Consider the following 18,400-nt stretch of genomic DNA (forward strand, 5'->3'; position numbering starts at 1 on the left):
CCTAAGACACGGACGGGACGGCCGCCGTGTCAGAATTCGGACCGGTCCGTCTTCCCCGCGGTCGCCTCCGGAGCCACGCCGGACGGTCCGGGTCCGCCGGACCGCGACACGGACGAACGGCCAGTATCGAGCAGGAGAGACAGCACGATGCGTATCGGAATCCTCACCGCAGGCGGCGACTGTCCCGGCCTGAACGCCGTGATCCGCTCGGTCGTGCACCGCGCCGTCACGCACCACGGCGACGAGGTCATCGGCTTCGAGGACGGGTACAAGGGCCTTCTCGACCGCCGCCACCGCCCCCTCGACCTCGACGCCGTCAGCGGCATCCTCGCCCGCGGCGGCACCATCCTCGGCTCGGCCCGCCTGGAGCGCGGCCGCCTCGCCGAGGCCTGCGAGAACGCCCCAGAGCTCGCCCGCGAACTCGGCATCGACGTGCTCATCCCGATCGGCGGCGAGGGCACGCTCACCGCGGCCCGGCTCCTCTCGGACTCCGGGATGCCCGTCGTCGGCGTACCGAAGACCATCGACAACGACATCTCCGCCACCGACCGCACCTTCGGCTTCGACACCGCCGTCGGCGTCGCCACCGAGGCCATCGACCGGCTGAAGACCACCGCCGAGTCGCACCAGCGCGTCATGGTCGTCGAGGTGATGGGCCGGCACGCCGGCTGGATCGCGCTGGAGTCCGGCATGGCCGGCGGCGCCCACGGCATCTGCCTGCCCGAGCGGCCCTTCGACCCGGCCGACCTGGTCAAGATGGTCGAGGAGCGGTTCGCGCGCGGGAAGAAGTTCGCCGTCATCTGCGTCGCCGAGGGCGCCCACCCCGCCGAGGGCACCATGGCCTACGGCAAGGGCGCCATCGACCAGTACGGCCACGAGCGGTTCCACGGCATCGGCACCGCCCTCGCGGGCGAGCTGGAGCACCGCCTCGGCAAGGAGGCCCGCCCGGTCATCCTCGGCCACGTCCAGCGAGGCGGGAGCCCCACCGCCTACGACCGCGTCCTCGCCACCCGCTTCGGCTGGCACGCCGTCGAGGCCGCGCACAACGGCGATTTCGGCCGGATGACCTCCCTGCGCGGCACCCGCGTGGTCATGGTGCCGCTCGCCGAGGCGGTCACCGAACTCAAGACGGTCCCGCAGGACCGGATGGACGAGGCCGAGTCGGTCTTCTGAGCCGGGACAGGGCGTCACGGCTGAGGTGACGGCGCGTCAGCAGCGGCTGCCGCGCCGTCACCTTTACGTGTGCGACCGCCTGCCCGGGCCCGCCGGCGGTCTTCGGCGGCCCCGCTGCCAAAGCGCCCGCCGCCCCCTCACACCCACCGGTACCGCAGCTCCGGCCGCCCCACCGTGCCGTACTGCGGGGCGCGCACCGCCCGCCCCGAGGTGACCAGGTGCTCCAGGTACCGGCGGGCGGTGATCCGGGAGATCCCGACCAGCTCCCCGGCGGCCGCCGCCGTCACCCCTTCGGGAGCGTCCCGCAGCGCCTGCGTCACCCGCTCCAGGGTCGGCGCGCTCAGCCCCTTCGGCAGGACGGCCGGCTGCGGCGACCGCAGCGCGCTCAGCGCCCGGTCCACCTCGGCCTGGCCGCTCGCCTCCCCGGCGGTGCTGCGGAACTGCGCGTACCGCACCAGCCGGTCCCGCAGCGTCGCGAAGGTGAACGGTTTGAGGACGTACTGCACCACCCCCAGCGACACCCCCTCCCGGACCACCGCCAGATCGCGCGCCGAGGTCACCGCGATCACGTCGGCCCGGTGCCCGGCCGCCCGCAGCGAGCGGGCCAGCTGGAGTCCGTGCCCGTCCGGCAGGTAGAGGTCGAGCAGGAGCAGGTCCACCGGGAACCGCTCCAGCGCACGCTGCGCCCCGGCCCCCGAGTGCGCCACCCCCACCACGGTGAACCCCGGCACCCGCTCGACGTACGTCCGGTGCGCGTCCGCCGCCACCGGGTCGTCCTCCACCACCAGCACCCGCACCGGACCCGGGCCGTCCTGTCCGGACTGCCCGCCGCCGGGCGCCCCCGCGCCGACGGGACCGGCGGGCTGGTCGTGGTGCGGGGTCATCTGAGGCCTTCCGGGGTGGCGTCGTCGGTCGGTGCGGGCGTCGGCAGCGGGTCCGTGCCGGGCGGGCCCGCCCCGGCGTGCGGGTGGGCGCGGGGAGCGGGGAGGGCGGCGGACCCGGCCGGGGTGGACCGGGTGGAGGAGCTGATGGGGATGCGGACCTGGAAGGCGGCGCCGCCGCCGGGCGCCTCGCCCACGGTGACCGTACCGCCGTGCCGCTCGGCCGTCTGCCGGACCAGCGCCAGTCCCAGGCCCCGGCCGCCGCCGTCCTTGGTCGACCAGCCACGGCGGAAGACCTCCTCGCCGTCGCTGACGCCCGGGCCGTTGTCGGTGACCCGCAGCAGCAGCCCGTCGGCCTCGGCGCGGGCGGTCACCGCGACGCGGGCGCCCGGGGTGCCGGAGACGGCCTCCATGGCGTTGTCGACCAGGTTGCCCAGCACCGTCACCAGGTCGCGGGCGGGCAGCTCCGCCGGCAGCACCCCGTCGTCCAGGCGGCTGTCCTCGTGCACGGTCAGCTCGATGCCGCGCTCGTTGGCCTGCGCGGTCTTGCCGAGCAGCAGCGCCGCCAGCACCGGCTCGCCGACCGCCTGCACCACCTGGTCGGTGAGGGTCTGGGCCAGCTCCAGCTCGGCGGTGGCGAACTCCACGGCCTCCTCCGCGCGGCCCAGCTCGATCAGCGAGACCACGGTGTGCAGACGGTTGGCCGCCTCGTGCGCCTGCGAGCGCAGCGCCTGGGAGAAGCCGCGCTCGGAGTCCAGCTCGCCGGTGAGCGCCTGGAGTTCGGTGTGGTCGCGCAGGGTGACCACGGTGCCGCGCTGCTCACCCGAGGCGACCGGCGAGGTGTTGACCACCAGTACCCGGTCGGCGCTCAGATGGACCTCGTCGACCCGCGGCTCGGCCGCCAGCAGCGCCCCTGTCAACGGGGCCGGCAGCCCCAGCGCGTCGGCCCGGTCGCCGACCCCGCGCTCCGGGGCGAGGCCGAGCAGCTCCCGGGCCCCGTCGTTGATCAGTGCGATCCTGCGCTGCCCGTCCAGCATCACCAGGCCCTCGCGGACCGCGTGCAGGGCCGCCTGGTGGTAGGCGTACATGTGGCTGAGCTGGGCGGCGTCCATGTCGTGGGTGTGGCGGCGCAGCCGCGCGTTGATGACGTACGTGCCGACCCCGCCGACCACCAGCGTCAGCCCGCCGACCGCGAGCAGCGTCAGCACCTGGTCGCGCAGCCGGGCCGCGATCTGGTCGACCGTGATCCCCGCGCTGACCAGCCCGATCACCTCACCGTCGTCCCGGATCGGGGTGACCACCCGCACCGAGGGCCCGAGCGTGCCGGTGTACGTCTCCAGCAGCGTCCGGCCGCTCAGCGCCTCCTCGGTGTGGCCGAGGAAGCGCGCGCCTATCTGCCCGGTGTCCGGGTGGGTCCAGCGGATACCGCGGGTGTCCATGATGGTCACGAAGTCGACGTCGGCGTCCCGGCGGACCTCCTCGGCGTACGGCTGGAGGACGCGCGAGGGGTCCCCGCCCGCCCGGATCGCCTCGCGCACCGACGGCGAGTCGGCGACCGCGCGGGCGGTGGCGCCGGCCTGGCGGCCCGCCGCCTCCTCGGCCTGACGGCGGTCGGAGAGGAACGCGAACAGGACACAGCCCAGGATCAGCAGGACCACCAGGAACACCTGCATCGCGAAGAGCTGACCAGCGAGGCTGCGGGGACGGGACAGGGGCATGTCGGACAGTCTGCCTGGCCGGATGTGTGCGAACTAAATGAACGCAAGGGTGACCGCCCTCACAGCCTGCGAAAGAGTCGCCGCACCGCCAGCACGTGAGCCGCACGCACTGAGCGTTGTGCAGGCATGTCCCGCTCCCTCCTCCACAGGTCGCGAGCGTCGCTTGCACGTCCGGCGCCGGGCAGCCGCCCGTACCGGTCCGCATCCCCGACGACGACGTCCAAGGAGGCCCCCGTGGCAGCAGCCGCCAAGCGGGACAGAACGCATTATCTGTACATCGCCGTGATCGCCGCGGTCGTGCTCGGCATCCTGGTCGGCTTCGTCGCCCCGTCACTGGCGGTGGAGCTGAAGCCGCTCGGCACCGGCTTCGTCAACCTCATCAAGATGATGATCTCGCCGATCATCTTCTGCACGATCGTGCTGGGCGTCGGCTCGGTCCGCAAGGCCGCCAAGGTCGGCGCGGTCGGCGGCCTCGCCCTCGGCTACTTCATCGTGATGTCGACCGTCGCCCTCGCCATCGGCCTGGTCGTCGGCAACTTCCTGGAGCCGGGCCACGGCATGCAGCTCACCGACGAGCTGCGCGGCGCCGGTGAGGCCCAGGCGAGCGACGCCAGCGAGTCCACCGTCGACTTCCTGATCGGCATCATCCCGACCACCATGGTCTCCGCCTTCACCGGCGGCGAGGTCCTCCAGACCCTGCTGATCGCCCTCCTCGTCGGCTTCGCCGTGCAGGCCCTCGGCAAGTCCGGCGAGCCCATCCTCACCGGCATCGGCCACATCCAGCGCCTGGTCTTCCGCGTCCTCGCCATGATCATGTGGGCGGCCCCCGTCGGCGCCTTCGGCGCCATCGCGGCGGTGGTCGGCGAAACCGGCGTCGACGCGCTGAAATCGCTCGCCGTCATCATGATCGGCTTCTACGTCACCTGCCTGCTCTTCGTGGTCGTCGTCCTCGGCGCGCTCCTGCGGATCTGCACCGGGGTCAACATCCTCAAGCTGCTCAAGTACCTGGGCCGCGAGTTCCTGCTGATCCTCTCCACCTCCTCCTCGGAGTCGGCGCTGCCCCGCCTGATCGCCAAGATGGAGCACCTGGGCATCTCCAAGCCGGTCGTCGGCATCACCGTCCCCACCGGCTACTCCTTCAACCTCGACGGCACCGCCATCTACCTGACGATGGCCTCCCTCTTCGTCGCCGAGGCGATGGGCAACCCGCTCTCCCTGGGCGAGCAGGTCTCCCTGCTCCTCTTCATGATCATCGCCTCGAAGGGCGCGGCGGGCGTCACCGGCGCCGGGCTCGCCACCCTCGCCGGCGGCCTCCAGTCGCACCGGCCCGAGCTGGTCGACGGCGTCGGCCTGATCGTCGGCATCGACCGCTTCATGTCCGAGGCCCGCGCCATGACCAACTTCGCCGGCAACGCCGTGGCCACCCTGCTCATCGGCACCTGGACCAAGGAGGTCGACCGGGACCGCGTCACCAAGGTCCTCGCCGGCGAGCTGCCCTTCGACGAGAAGAGCCTGGTCGACGACGGACACGGCGGCCCCGCCCCCGAGGAGGTCGAGCTCGACCCGGAGGCGGACGCCAAGGCCGCCCTGACCAAGGACACCACCCCGGAGCCGGGCGCCGCGCAGACCGACGGCGACGTCCCCCTCCAGAAGTCGGCCCCCTGACCCGAGCCCCCGCGCCGCGCCTCGTTCCCCCGGGGCGCGGCGCCGCCCCGGACCGGGCGACCCCCCACCGCCCGGCCCCCGCGAACGCCCCCGGACCCCCCGCCGGGGGCGTTCGTGCGTACGGGGCCGGCCGCCTCGGGTCAGCGGCCGACGCCCCCTGTACCCATCGGGAGTCCGCGCAAAGAACAAGAAGAAAGCCCCCAGACGGTTTGACGCCTGGGGGCTTTCTCTGCGTATATTCGGTGTTTCTGCTTTCCTCCAAATGGGCGCAGAAAAACACCTGATGTAGCCATCCTAACCGGCGAGGAGTCGCATTGTCAACCGAGTGGCAGGGGAATCGCGAAGAGCGCGGGGACGGCGCGGAATTGCGGGCCGAACAGTCCTTCGTCACCCACCTGTACACCCTCCTCGACGCCCGCCGCGCCGCCGAGGAGAACGCCGTCAGAGCATCGTTGTCGCAGGTCACCACGGGACAGCAGGCCCGGCTGGAGCGGGATGTGGCGGTCACCGAGCACGGCATGACCGCCGCCGCGCTGGACGCCGTGGATTCCGGGCTCTGTTTCGGGCGGCTCGATTTCCGGGACGGCGCGAGCAGGCACATCGGCCGTATCGGAATCCGTGAGGAGAACACCGAGCGCACCCCCGTCCTCATCGACTGGCGGGCCCCGGTCGCCCGGCCCTTCTACCTCGCCACCGGCCACACCCCCATGGGGCTGCGCAGGCGCCGCCACCTCACCACCGAGGGCCGGACCGTCACCGCGCTGCACGACGAGATCCTCGACCTCGGCGACGCGCGGCGCACCGGCCACGAGGACCCCAACGGCGACGCCGTCCTGCTCGCCGCGCTCGGCGCCGCCCGCACCGGCCGGATGGCCGACATCGTCCAGACCATCCAGGCCGAGCAGGACCGCATCATCCGTGCCCCGCACCAGGGTGTCCTGGTGGTCGAGGGCGGCCCCGGCACCGGCAAGACCGCCGTCGCCCTGCACCGCGCCGCGTACCTCCTCTACGCCCATCGCGAGCAGCTCGCCCGCCGCGCCGTCCTCGTCGTCGGCCCCAACCCGGCCTTCCTCGGCTACATCGGCGAGGTCCTCCCCTCCCTCGGCGAGACCGGTGTCTGGCTCGCCACCCTCGGCGAGCTCTTCCCCGGCGTCGAGGCCACCGGCACCGACACCGCCCGGGCCGCCGAGGCCAAGGGCCGGCTCGTGATGGCCGAGGCGCTGGCCCGGGCCGTCGCCGACCGGCAGGCCGTCCCGGACGACGTGCTGGAGATCGGCCACGACGACTACGGCGTCCTCCACCTCGACCGCGCCATGGCCACCGAGGCGCGCGAGCGGGCCCGCGCCACCGGGCTGCCGCACAACCTGGCCCGGCCGCACTTCGCCTTCCGGATCATCGACGCGCTGACCGCCCAGCTCACCGACCGCCTCGGCGCCGACCCCTACGGCGGCCCCAACCTCCTGGACGCCTCCGACGTCGCCCAGCTCGCCAAGGAGATCGCCGCCAGCGCCGAGGTGCACGCCGCCATCGGATCCCTCTGGCCCCAGCTCACCCCCGAGGAGTTCCTCACCGACTTCCTCGCCGATCCCGCCCACCTGGCCGAGGCCGACGCCGAGGCGGTCCGCCGCGACGGCGGGCCGTGGACCCCGGCCGACGTCCCGCTCCTGGACGAGGCCGCCGAACTCCTCGGCGAGGACGACGCGGCCGTCCGCGCCGCCGCCGAGGCCGCCCGGCAGGAACGCGTCGCCTACGCGCAGGGCGTCCTGGAACTCGCCTACGCCTCGCGGACCTACGAGTTCGAGGACAAGGACGACGAGGACTCCGAGGTGCTCGGCGCCCACGACGTCATCGACGCCGAGCGGATGGCCGAGCGCCACGAGGAGGCCGACCACCGCACCGCCGCCGAGCGGGCCGCCGCCGACCGCACCTGGGCCTTCGGCCACATCATCGTGGACGAGGCGCAGGAGCTCTCCGCGATGGCCTGGCGGCTGCTGATGCGCCGTTCGCCGACCCGCTCCATGACCCTGGTCGGCGACCCCGCCCAGACCGCCGAAGGGGGCGGCCTCGGCGACTGGCACACCATCCTCGACCCGTACGTCCCCGGGCGCTGGGAGTACACCCGGCTCGGCGTCAACTACCGCACGCCCGAGGAGATCATGGCGGTCGCCGGGTCCTTGCTGCGCGCCGAGGACCCCGGCTTCACCCCGCCCTCCTCGGTCCGCTCCACCGGGCAGCGGCCCTGGTCGCTGCGGACCACCCCGGACGCGCTCCCGGCGGCCGTCGCCGAGGCGGCCCGCGCCGACGCGCCCGAGGAGGGGCGGCTCGCGGTGATCGCCCCCGCCGACCTGCACGAGGCGCTCGCCGCCGCGCTGCCGGGGGAGACCGCCGGAGGCGAACCCGACCTCACCCGGTCCGTGGTGCTGCTGGCCCCGCGCCAGGCCAAGGGGCTGGAGTTCGACGCCGTGCTCGTCGTGGAACCGGCCGCCTTCCCCACCAGCGACCTGTACGTGGCGCTGACCCGCGCCACCCGCACCCTCGGCCTCCTGCACACCGGCGAGCTGCCCGCCGCCCTCGCCGACCCGGAGGCCGTCGAGGCGCGCTGACGCCTCGCCGGGCCGCACGCTATCCTCTGCCCGCGTCCGCGTCCGCCCCGTCAGGCGGTCCGGACGCGGCACCACGGCACGGCGGCCACGGACTCGGGGGAGCGATGGCAGGACCCACCACAGGACCACCCGGAACCGGGGCGTACCCGCCCGGCGATCCGTACGGCGCGTACGACCCGTACGGGCCGGGCAACCCCTACGCGCAGGGCAACCCCTACGGGCCGCCCGGGCCTGGGCACCCCTACGGCTACGGCGTCCCGCCGCAGCGTCCCGCGCCGGGGCTCGACGACGCGCCGCTGGTGGTGCCGTCCCGGGGCGGGGTGGTGCGCGCCTGGCTCGGGTGGCTGCTGCCGCCGGTCGCCGCCCGGCGGCTCTGCCGGCCCTCGCGGCCCGACCGGGTGGACGACCCGGCCACCCGCGTCCTCCAACGCGCCCGGGCCTTCGCCGGCTTCGTCGTCGTCCTCGGTGTCGCCTTCGCCTACCAGGTGGCCGACGCGATGGAGGTGGTCACCGCGCCCTGGCTCCAGATCATCCAGAACTGCCTGGTCCTCGTCCTGGTCGTCCCCGTGGTGCTCGCCGTCTTCATCCGCTCGGCCCGGCCCGACCTGCGCCGCCCCTACCTGCGGCGCTCACGCGGCCCGCTCTGCGTGCTGCTGTCGCTGCTCGCCGTCGTGGTCTTCTTGACCGTGACCACCCTGACGACCGGGGGCAACCTGGCCGAGACCGCCGTCGCGGTCCGGCTGGCCGCCGTCTGGCTGATCTTCTTCGGCATCAGCGCCCTGCTCAACTCGGTCGCCAACGTCTTCCGCACCGCCGACGTCCACGAGGTGGTGCCCCCGATGGTCTCCGTCGCCCTGGTATGGGTGAACCTCGCCGTCGACCTGATCGGCGACAAGTACGGCGACGCCCCCGAGAGCGTCGCCCGGCTCCTCCTCTACGGCGGGCCCGTCACCGTCACCGTCCTCGCCCTGTGGGAACTGCGCCGCCTGCGCGTCCGCCACGGCCTCACCCTCCGGCGCGCCCTCGGCCGCTGAGACCCGGACGCGACGCGGCCCGGCCCGCCCCCGGGACAGGGGCGGACCGGGCCGCGCGTACCCGGCCGGTCAGACCGGCCGCAGCCACACCGTCGCCAGCGGCGGCAGGGTGAGCCGCAGCGCCGCCGGGCGGCCGTGCGTGCCCGGCTCCTCGGGCTTGAGCGGTTCCGGGTTGCCGACGCCCCCGCCGCCGTACCGCTCACCGTCGGTGTTGAGGACCTCCCGCCACGCCGTGTGGGTGTCCGGCACGCCCAGGGCGTAGCCGTGGCGGACCACCGGGGAGAAGTTGCTGACCGCGAGGAGCGGCGCGCCCTGGTGGTCGTACCGCAGGAAGGCGAGGACGTTGTCCTCGGCGGCGTCGGAGACGATCCAGGCGAAGCCGCCCGGGTCGGTGTCGCGCTGCCAGAGCGCCGGGGTCGCGCCGTAGACCGTGTTCAGGTCGCGGACCAGGTCGCGCACGCCCCGGTGGTCGGCCTCGGCGCCGTACGCCGGGTCGAGCAGCCACCAGTCCGGGCCGTGCGCCTCCGACCACTCGGCGCCCTGCGCGAACTCCTGCCCCATGAAGAGGAGTTGCTTGCCGGGGTGGGCCCACATGAAGCCGAGGTAGGCGCGGTGGTCGGCGCGCCGCTGCCACCAATCGCCGGGCATTTTGGAGACCAGCGCCTGCTTGCCGTGGACCACCTCGTCGTGCGAGATGGGCAGCACGTAGTTCTCGCTGTACGCGTACACCATCGAGAAGGTCATCTCGTTGTGGTGGAACTTGCGGTGCACCGGCTCCTTCGCCATGTACTCCAGCGAGTCGTGCATCCACCCCATGTTCCACTTCAGCCCGAAGCCGAGGCCGCCGAAGCCGCCCGCGCCGGTCAGATGGGTGGGCCGGGTGACGCCGTCCCAGGCGGTGGACTCCTCGGCGATGGTGACGACGCCGGGCGCGCGGCGGTAGACCGTCGCGTTCATCTCCTGGAGGAAGGCGACCGCGTCGTGGTTCTCCCGCCCGCCGTACTCGTTGGGCGACCACTGGCCGTCCTCGCGGGAGTAGTCGAGGTAGAGCATCGAGGCGACCGCGTCGACCCGCAGCCCGTCGATGTGGAACTCCTCGCACCAGTACACCGCGTTGGCGACCAGGAAGTTGCGCACCTCGGTCCGGCCGTAGTCGAACTCCAGCGTCCCCCAGTCCGGGTGCGCGGCCCGGCGCGGGTCCGGGTGCTCGTACAGCGGCCGCCCGTCGAACTCCGCCAGGGCCCAGTCGTCGCGCGGGAAGTGCGCCGGGACCCAGTCCATCAGCACCCCGATGCCCGCCTGGTGCAGGGCGTCGACCAGGTACTTGAAGTCGTCCGGGGTGCCGAGCCGGGAGGTCGGCGCGTAGAAGCCGGTCACCTGGTAGCCCCAGGAGCCGCCGAAGGGGTGCTCGGCGACCGGCATCAGCTCCACATGGGTGAAGCCGAGGTCCTTGACGTACGCGGGGAGCTGCTCGGCCAGTTCGCGGTAGGTCAGCCCCGGCCGCCAGGAGGCCAGGTGCACCTCGTAGACGGAGAACGGCGCCTCGTGCACCGGGACCTGCCCGCGCCGCGCCAGCCACGCCCCGTCGCCCCAGGTGTGGTGCGAGTCGGCGACCACGGAGGCGTTGGCCGGCGGCACCTCGGTGCGGCGGGCCATCGGGTCGGAGCGGCGGGTCAGCGAGCCGTCCGGGCGGGCGATCTCGAACCGGTACAGCGCCCCCTCGCCGATCCCCGGCACGAACAGCTCCCAGATGCCGCTGGAGCCCAGCGACCGCATCGGGTAGGCCGTCCCGTCCCAGAAGTTGAAGTCACCGATGATCCGCACGCCGCGCGCGTTCGGCGCCCAGACGGTGAACCGGGTCCCGGTCGCCCCCTCGTGCGTCATCGGCCGCGCCCCCAGCGCCCGCCACAGCTCCTCGTGCCGCCCCTCACCGATCAGGTGCAGGTCGAAGGAGCCGAGCGAGGGCAGCATCCGGTACGGGTCGGCGGTCGTGACGGTGTGGCTGCCACCGCCCTCCTGGTCCGGGTAGGTGATCTCCAGCCGGTAGTCGGGGACCGAGTCGACCGGCAGCAGCCCGGAGAAGAACCCGTCGCCGTCGTCGGTGAGCGCCACCCGCAGCCCCTCGGCGACGACCGCGACGCCGGTGGCGTACGGACGCAGCGCCCGCACCACGACCCCGCCGCCCGCCGGGTGCGCGCCCAGCACCCCGTGGGGGTCGTGGTGGTGGCCGTGCAGCAGCCGGGCCCGGTCGTCGGGGTGCGGCGCGTACGGCGAGGCGGGCGGAGCGGCGGCCGCCGGGCGCCGGGTGCGGGCGGCGGGGGCGCGGCCGGGCTTGGCCGGGGTCTTGGCGCGGGAGCTGGCCGGTGCCTTCGGCGAGGAGGCGGGGGACTTGGCCCCGGCCTTGCCCCCCGGCTGGGCGCCCGCCTTCGTGCCCGCCGTGGCACCGCCCTTCGCGGAACTCTTCGCGGACGTCTTCGCCCCGGCGGCCGTGCCCGTCTTAGCGGTGCTCCTCGCCCGGGTCCTCGGCTTCGCCTTCGCGGCGGCCTCGCCGGTCCCGGCCCCCGCCTTCGTGCCGGACTTCGCGGCGCCCTTCGCACGGGACTTCGCGCCGCCCTTGGCGGCGGGCTTCCCCGCTGCCTTCGCGGCGGGCTCTTCGGCGTCCTGCCCGGGCGCGGGACCCTGCTTCGGGCCCGCGCTGCCGGACTTGGTGGAGCGGGGGCGGCCGGTACGGGTCCGGGCCACGTCCTCGTTGTCGGTGCCGGGTGCGGTGGCCGGGGCCGGGCGTGTCCGGGTCGCGGTGGCGGTGCCCGGGTCGGCGCCGGCGGCCGCGGCGCGGTCGGGGCCGGGGTCGGCGGGGGCCGGGGTCTCGGCGTCCCGGTCCTCCCCGCGGGCCGGGGCGGGGACCAGGGGGGTGTGCGGCTCGGCCGCGTCGGAGGGTTCGGGGGCGGGCGGACGGGGGGTCACGGGGAGGGCCTCCTCGGCACGGTGGGCGGTGATCGGCTCGGGGCCGGATCGGAGCGGAACGGGTGGGGAGGGACGGGGAAGAGGGGGCAGGGGGACGGACGAGAGGTGCGGGCGGGACGCGGCGGCGGGGACCGGCGCGGCCCGCCCGGCAACCGGGCGGGGGAGCGGTACGGGTCAGTCCAGCCCGTAGCCGAGCGACCCGCCGGAGTCGGCGCGTGCCCCCGCCGGGACGGGTGCGGCGAGCCGCTCCACCGCCGCCAGCGGCACGGGCAGCCAGTCGGGCCGGTGCCGGGCCTCGTAGAGCGCCTCGTAGACCGCCTTGTCGGTCTCGTAGGCGCGCAGGAGAACCGGTTCGTCGCGCGGGTCGCGGCCCCCGGCCTCCGCGTACCCGGCGCAGTACGCGTCCCGGCAGCGGTCGGCCCATTCAGGGGCCCACGGGCGGTGCGAGCGGGCGGCGTAGTCGAAGGAGCGGAGCATCCCGGCCACGTCGCGGACCGGCGGCTGCGGCAGCCGCCGCTCGGCCAGCGGCTTCACCGGCTCACCCTCGAAGTCGATCAGCGACCAGTGGCCGTCGGGGCCGCGCAGGCACTGGCCGAGGTGGAGGTCGCCGTGGACCCGCTGGGCGGTCAGGGAGGCCCCGGCGAGGCTCGGGTCGGCCATCGCGTCGAAGGCGGTGCGCAGACCCGGCACGTGCCGGTGGAGCGCGGGCACCGCCTGCGCGGCGGCGTCCAGGCGCTCCGTCATCTGCCCCGCCAGCGCCGCCAGCCGGGCCGGGCCCAGCGTCACGGTGGGCAGGGTGTCGGCGAGCGCGGCGTGCACCTCGGCGGTGGCCCGGCCCAGGGCGCGCGCCTCGCCGGAGAAGTCCTCACCGCGGGCGAGCGCGCCGAGCGCCAGCTCCCAGCCGTCGTCGCAGCCGCGCAGGAACGGCTGGAGGACGCCGAGGACCAGCGGCTCGCCGCCGCCGTCGGCCTCCACCCAGGCGACCGGCGCGGGCACCCGGGTGGAGCGGCGGGCGGCCAGCGCCCGGGGCAGCTCCAGGTCCGGGTTGACGCCGGGGACGACCCGGCGGAACAGCTTGAGGATCAGCCGTTCGCCGTAGACGAGGGAAGAGTTGGACTGCTCGGCGCCGAGCACCCGGGCCGGCAGCCCGGCGGGGATGTCGCCCTGGTCGGCACGGGCGAAGCGGAGCGCCCCGAGCCGCCCGGGCAGCCGCAGCCGCTCCAGCAGCACGTCGGTCAGGCGCGGGTCGTGCAGCGCCTCGTAGACGGCCTGCCCGGCGAGCGGGCCGTCGGCCGGGTGGCCGATCAGCGCGGGCGCCAGCCGCGGCGGCAGCGTGCGGCGCACCCCGATGAGGAGCTGGTAGGTGTCGCCCGGGTCGGTGGCGGCGCCCCGGCCGGGCCCGGCGGGCTGCTGGGCGCGGACCAGGAGGTGGAGCAGGCCGGGGCTGTCCGGCCCCGGCTGGCGGCCGGGCAGCAGCTCGGTGGCGGCGACCAGGGTGAAGCCCGTTACGGGGCGGCCCTTGCCGGCGAACCACCGCTGTCTGGGCAGCCAGGGGCGCAGCAGCGGGTCCAGGGAGGCGAGCAGCCCCCCGGGCGCTGGGGAAGGAACGAGCGTGCTGGAGGCATCCGACATTGGCGGCGTCGCGTCCTTTCCCCGGGTACACCTCAATATCGCCCGACAGTGACCCGGATTGCGGCATTTGACGGTCCGGCGGTGCGCCCGGTCCCCTCATCGGCCGCAGGTGCGGGCTTACGGGGCGGTGACGGTGCCCCGGACAGTGCGGGGCGGGGCGGGGGAGCGTGGGAGGAGCAGCGGGCTGAGAACTCCGGCCGGGGTCACCCAGGTGCCCGGAGGTGGCGCTCGGTGTGCGGTTACGCGTGCCCGGCGCGGGAGGGCCGTAACCGTCCCGCACCGGACACCTCAGGGGGCCGGGGCCGCCGTCAGGGGGTGACGGCGGTGACCGCGGCCTCCTTGCGCAGGCGGAACCAGTAGAAGCCGTGGCCCGCCAGGGTCAGCAGGTACGGCAGGTCACCGATGGCGGGGAAGCGCACCCCGCCGGTCAGCTCCACCGGATGGCGTCCGGCGAAGGCCTGCAGGTCCAGCTCGGTGGGCTGGGCGAAGCGGGAGAAGTTGTGCACGCAGAGCACCAGGTCGTCCTCCTCCCCCTCCGCACCGGGCGGGGCCTCGCGCAGGAAGGCGAGGACGGCCGGGTTGGTGGAGGGCAGTTCGGTGTACGAACCCAGTCCGAAGGCACGGTTCTGCTTGCGGATCTCGATCATGCGCCGGGTCCAGTGCAGCAGGGACGACGGCGAGGACATGGCGGCCTCGACGTTGGTCACCTGGTAGCCGTAGACCGGGTCCATGATGGTGGGCAGGAAGAGCCGGCCCGGGTCGCTGGAGGAGAATCCGGCGTTCCGGTCAGGCGTCCACTGCATCGGCGTACGCACCGCGTCCCGGTCGCCGAGCCAGATGTTGTCGCCCATGCCGATCTCGTCGCCGTAGTACAGGATCGGCGAGCCCGGCAGGGAGAGCAGCAGGGCGGTGAAGAGCTCGATCTGGTTGCGGTCGTTGTCGAGGAGCGGGGCGAGGCGGCGCCGGATGCCGATGTTGGCCCGCATCCGCGGGTCCTTGGCGTACTCGGCGTACATGTAGTCGCGTTCCTCGTCGGTGACCATTTCGAGGGTCAGCTCGTCGTGGTTCCGCAGGAAGATGCCCCACTGGCAGCCCGAGGGGATCGCCGGGGTCTTGGCGAGGATTTCCGAGACCGGGTAGCGGGACTCCCGGCGGACCGCCATGAAGATGCGGGGCATCACCGGGAAGTGGAACGCCATGTGGCACTCGTCGCCGCCCTTGGCGAAGTCGCCGAAGTAGTCGACGACGTCCTCCGGCCACTGGTTGGCCTCGGCGAGGAGCACCGTGTCCGGGTAGTGGGTGTCGATCTCCTCCCGGACCCGCTTGAGCATCGCGTGCGAGCGGGGGAGGTTCTCGCAGTTGGTGCCCTCCTCGGCGTAGAGGTAGGGCACGGCGTCGAGGCGGAAGCCGTCGATGCCGAGGTCCAGCCAGAACTTCAGCGCGGAGAGGATCTCCTCCTGGACGGCCGGGTTCTCGTAGTTGAGGTCCGGCTGGTGGGAGAAGAACCGGTGCCAGTAGTACTGCTGGCGCACCGGGTCGAAGGTCCAGTTGGACGCCTCGGTGTCGACGAAGATGATCCGGGCGTCCTGGTACTGCTTGTCGTCGTCGGCCCAGACGTAGTAGTCGCCGTACGGGCCGTCCGGGTCGCGGCGGGACTCCTGGAACCACGGATGCTGGTCGCTGGTGTGGTTCATGACGAAGTCGATGATGACCCGCATGCCCCGCTGGTGGGCGGCGTCCACGAACTCCACGAAGTCGGCGAGGTCGCCGAACTCCGGAAGCACCGCGGTGTAGTCCGAAACGTCGTAGCCGCCGTCGCGCAGCGGCGACTTGAAGAACGGCGGCAGCCAGAGGCAGTCCACTCCCAGCCACTGGAGATAGTCGAGCTTGGCGGTGAGGCCCTTGAGGTCGCCGATGCCGTCGCCGTTGCTGTCCTGGAAGGACCGGACGAGCACCTCGTAGAAGACGGCTCGCTTGAACCACTCGGGGTCACGGTCCTTGGCAGGGGTGTCCTCGAAGGTGTCCTGGACGGGTTCGTTGACGATCATGGTGTGGGTGACCCTCCGATCGGTGAGGACGGTCGCAGGACGAACAGGTGCGCGGGCGTGATGCCCGGCTCTAGACGCACGTAGTTGGCCCTGCCCCAGTGATAGGTCTCGCCGGTGAGCTCGTCGCGCACCGGTGTGGTGTCGTCCCAGCCGAGGCCGAGGCGCGGCATGTCCAACGAGACCGTTGCTTCCTGGGTGTGGTGCGGGTCGAGGTTGACGACCGTCAGGACCGTATTGCCACCCGAATGCTTGCTGTAGGCGAGCAGCGCGTCGTTGTCGGTGTGATGAAAATGCAGGTCGCGCAGTTGCTGAAGGGCCGGATTGCGGCGCCGGACCCGGTTCAGCACGGTCAGCAGCGGGGCCAGCGTGCGGCCCTCCCGCTCGGCCGCCGCCCAGTCACGCGGACGCAGCTGGTACTTCTCCGAGTCCAGGTACTCCTCGCTGCCCTCGCGCAGGGGCTGCGCCTCGCACAGCTCGAAGCCCGCGTAGACCCCCCAGGACGGTGAGAGGGTCGCCGCCAGCACCGCCCGCGCCTCGAAGGCGGGACGGCCCCCGCGCTGAAGGTACGCGTGCAGGATGTCCGGCGTGTTGACGAAGAAATTCGGCCGCATGTACGCGGCCGCGTCCCCGCTCAGCTCGGTCAGGTAGTCGGTCAGCTCCTGCTTGCCGTTGCGCCACGTGAAGTACGTGTACGACTGCTGGAAGCCGACCGCGGCCAGCGCGTGCATCAGCGCCGGGCGGGTGAACGCCTCGGCGAGGAAGATGACGTCCGGGTCGGTCCGGTTGATCTCCGTGATCACCCGCTCCCAGAAGACCACCGGCTTGGTGTGCGGGTTGTCGACGCGGAAGATCCGCACTCCGTGGCCCATCCACAGCCGCAGCACCCGCAGCGTCTCGGCGACCAGGCCGTCCATGTCCCGGTCGAAGGCGATGGGGAAGATGTCCTGGTACTTCTTGGGCGGGTTCTCCGCGTACGCGATCGAGCCGTCGGGCCGGTGGTGGAACCACTCCGGATGCTCCGTCACCCACGGGTGGTCCGGGGAGCACTGGAGCGCGAAGTCCAGCGCGATCTCCAGCCGAAGCTCGGTGGCGGTGCGCACGAACGCGTCGAAGTCCTCGAAGGTGCCGAGCTCCGGGTGGATCGCGTCGTGCCCGCCGTCGGCGGAGCCGATCGCCCAGGGCACGCCCACGTCGTGCGCGTCGGGGGTGAGGGAGTTGTTGCGGCCCTTGCGGTGGGTGGTGCCGATCGGGTGGATCGGCGGCAGGTACACGACGTCGAAGCCCATCGCCGCGACGGCGGGCAGCCGGGCCGCCGCCGTCCGCAGCGTGCCGGAGACCGGCGGGCCGCCGTCCTCGGGCACCACGGCGCCCTCGGAACGCGGGAAGAACTCGTACCAGGAGCCGAAGAGCGCCCGCTTGCGCTCCACCAGCAGCGGCAGCGGCTCGGAGGCCGAGAGCGGCTCGCGCAGCGGGTACCGCTCCAGCGCCGCCACCGCCTGCCCCTCCTCGGCGGCGGTCAGCCGCTCCTCGGCGCCGAGCGAGGTGTCCCGCAGCGCGTCGGCCACGGCGAGCACCGCCTCCCGGCGCCCCTTCGCCTTCGGTACGCCCTTGGCGGCGCGCTCGTGCAACCGCGCGCCCTCCTCGAACACCAGCTCGGTGTCGATCCCGGCCGGGATCTTCACGGCGGCGGTCCGGCGCCAGGTGGTGAGCGGGTCGCCCCACGCCTCCACCCAGTACGTCCAGTGCCCCTCGGCGACCGGGGCGACCACGGCACCCCAGCGGTCGGTGCCCGGCGCCAGCTCGCGCATCGGCGTCCAGGGGCCGCCGCGGCCGTCGGGGGCGCGCAGCACCACGTTGGCGCCGACGGCGTCGTGGCCCTCGCGGAAGACGGTGGCGGTGATCTCGAAGGACTCGCCGCTCACCGACTTGGCGGGGCGTCTGCCGCCCTGGACGAGCGGTCGGACGTCGAGGACGGGGATGCGTCCAATGGGGGAATTCACGGCATCACCTGCGGATCGTGCGGGTACGGGGGGTGGCCGGGGACTCGGGCGTCCCGGCCGTCGTCCTCTCTATCGGCAGTTTTCGCCGTCCCTTTGACGCCTCGGGCGAGGTCGTGCTCGACGGGGGACGCGCTAAGGGCATGGACGCTCCTTGCCAAGTCGCTCGGACCGCCCCTCGGGGACGGGCGGTGTGCTGCGTCGTGGTGCCGGGTGGCCGGGCCCCGCCCGGCGCCGAGGGGGCGCCGCGCGGTGCCGGAAAGGACCGCCGGGAACGCTGCGGGGGAGTCCGGGCGGTGTCGTACGGGACGGGGTTCGGGGGGCCGTGCGCGGGTGCGTGCGGTCCGCGCTCGGTCGCGTGCGCGGGAGTACCGGGACAACCTTCCCCCACCCGAAGGCCGGCCAATCCGCCTCCCGCTCACCTACTGGCGCGTACCCCCGAATCCCCCCGGCCCCACTGCCCCTGGCATGTGCACCCCCGAAGAACACCAGGTCGGGACGGGTGTGAAAGACGTGACCCGTGGGACACGCGGGACCTCTCCCCGCTCCCGCCCCCAGCTCGACGCCGACGCTTGAGCCCAGTTCAGTGACCGCAGGGCGAGGAGATCAACGCCCCGATCTCATCCGGCCGGCGCTTGAGGCCAAAGAGAGCCCGGCCGGCGCTTGAGGCCAGAGAAAAGCCCGC

The 18,400-nt window shown here is 73.7% G+C and carries 10 protein-coding genes; 4 read left to right on the plus strand and 6 right to left on the minus strand.

The features are described from left to right. The first annotated feature begins 147 nt into the window (after nucleotides 1–147). The gene (locus ACFWMZ_RS14865; protein ID WP_383176042.1) at nucleotides 148–1,173 is read left to right on the plus strand and encodes an ATP-dependent 6-phosphofructokinase; all 1,026 of its coding nucleotides are present in this window, start codon (nucleotides 148–150) and stop codon (nucleotides 1,171–1,173) included. A 137-nt stretch (nucleotides 1,174–1,310) separates the two neighbouring features. Here ACFWMZ_RS14865 and ACFWMZ_RS14870 read toward each other — a convergent pair whose 3' ends face one another. After that, a complete protein-coding gene (locus ACFWMZ_RS14870) occupies nucleotides 1,311–2,057 on the minus strand; it encodes a response regulator (protein WP_383176045.1) in 747 nt (248 codons plus the stop codon). Next, nucleotides 2,054–3,727 (minus strand): ATP-binding protein, encoded by a 1,674-nt coding sequence (locus ACFWMZ_RS14875; protein WP_383176179.1) that lies wholly within the window; start codon nucleotides 3,725–3,727, stop codon nucleotides 2,054–2,056. The genes ACFWMZ_RS14870 and ACFWMZ_RS14875 overlap by 4 nt, the downstream gene beginning before the upstream one ends. A 279-nt stretch (nucleotides 3,728–4,006) precedes the next feature. Here ACFWMZ_RS14875 and ACFWMZ_RS14880 point away from each other — a divergent pair, with 279 nt between their 5' ends. The 3 genes from ACFWMZ_RS14880 to ACFWMZ_RS14890 all read left to right on the plus strand — a co-directional run bounded on the left by ACFWMZ_RS14880 (nucleotide 4,007) and on the right by ACFWMZ_RS14890 (nucleotide 9,074). Further along, nucleotides 4,007–5,437: a cation:dicarboxylate symporter family transporter gene (locus tag ACFWMZ_RS14880; protein ID WP_383176048.1), complete on the plus strand. Its 1,431-nt coding sequence runs from the start codon at nucleotides 4,007–4,009 to the stop codon at nucleotides 5,435–5,437. Nucleotides 5,438–5,751: 314 nt separating this feature from the next. Further along, entirely contained in the window at nucleotides 5,752–8,040 is a 2,289-nt protein-coding gene (locus ACFWMZ_RS14885; protein ID WP_383201812.1) for a HelD family protein, read from the plus strand. A 104-nt stretch (nucleotides 8,041–8,144) separates the two neighbouring features. Further along, a complete protein-coding gene (locus ACFWMZ_RS14890; protein ID WP_383176054.1) occupies nucleotides 8,145–9,074 on the plus strand; it encodes a hypothetical protein in 930 nt (309 codons plus the stop codon). A gap of 69 nt (nucleotides 9,075–9,143) precedes the next feature. Here the strand turns inward: ACFWMZ_RS14890 and glgB are convergent, their stop codons facing one another. The 4 genes from glgB to ACFWMZ_RS14910 all read right to left on the minus strand — a co-directional run bounded on the left by glgB (nucleotide 9,144) and on the right by ACFWMZ_RS14910 (nucleotide 17,718). Next, nucleotides 9,144–12,038 (minus strand): 1,4-alpha-glucan branching enzyme, encoded by a 2,895-nt coding sequence (glgB, locus tag ACFWMZ_RS14895; protein WP_383176057.1) that lies wholly within the window; start codon nucleotides 12,036–12,038, stop codon nucleotides 9,144–9,146. 174 nt (nucleotides 12,039–12,212) lie between these two features. Further along, nucleotides 12,213–13,670: a phosphotransferase gene (locus ACFWMZ_RS14900; protein WP_383176060.1), complete on the minus strand. Its 1,458-nt coding sequence runs from the start codon at nucleotides 13,668–13,670 to the stop codon at nucleotides 12,213–12,215. 308 nt (nucleotides 13,671–13,978) lie between these two features. Then, nucleotides 13,979–15,718: a maltose alpha-D-glucosyltransferase gene (treS, locus tag ACFWMZ_RS14905; protein WP_383176063.1), complete on the minus strand. Its 1,740-nt coding sequence runs from the start codon at nucleotides 15,716–15,718 to the stop codon at nucleotides 13,979–13,981. Further along, nucleotides 15,715–17,718, minus strand: coding sequence for an alpha-1,4-glucan--maltose-1-phosphate maltosyltransferase (locus ACFWMZ_RS14910; protein ID WP_383176066.1), 2,004 nt, complete (start codon nucleotides 17,716–17,718; stop codon nucleotides 15,715–15,717). Before ACFWMZ_RS14910 ends, treS begins: the two co-directional genes overlap by 4 nt. Nucleotides 17,719–18,400: the final 682 nt, after the last annotated feature.

Origin of the sequence: Streptomyces sp. NPDC058373 (assembly GCF_042723275.1) — a bacterium.
Lineage (GTDB): Bacteria > Actinomycetota > Actinomycetes > Streptomycetales > Streptomycetaceae > Streptomyces.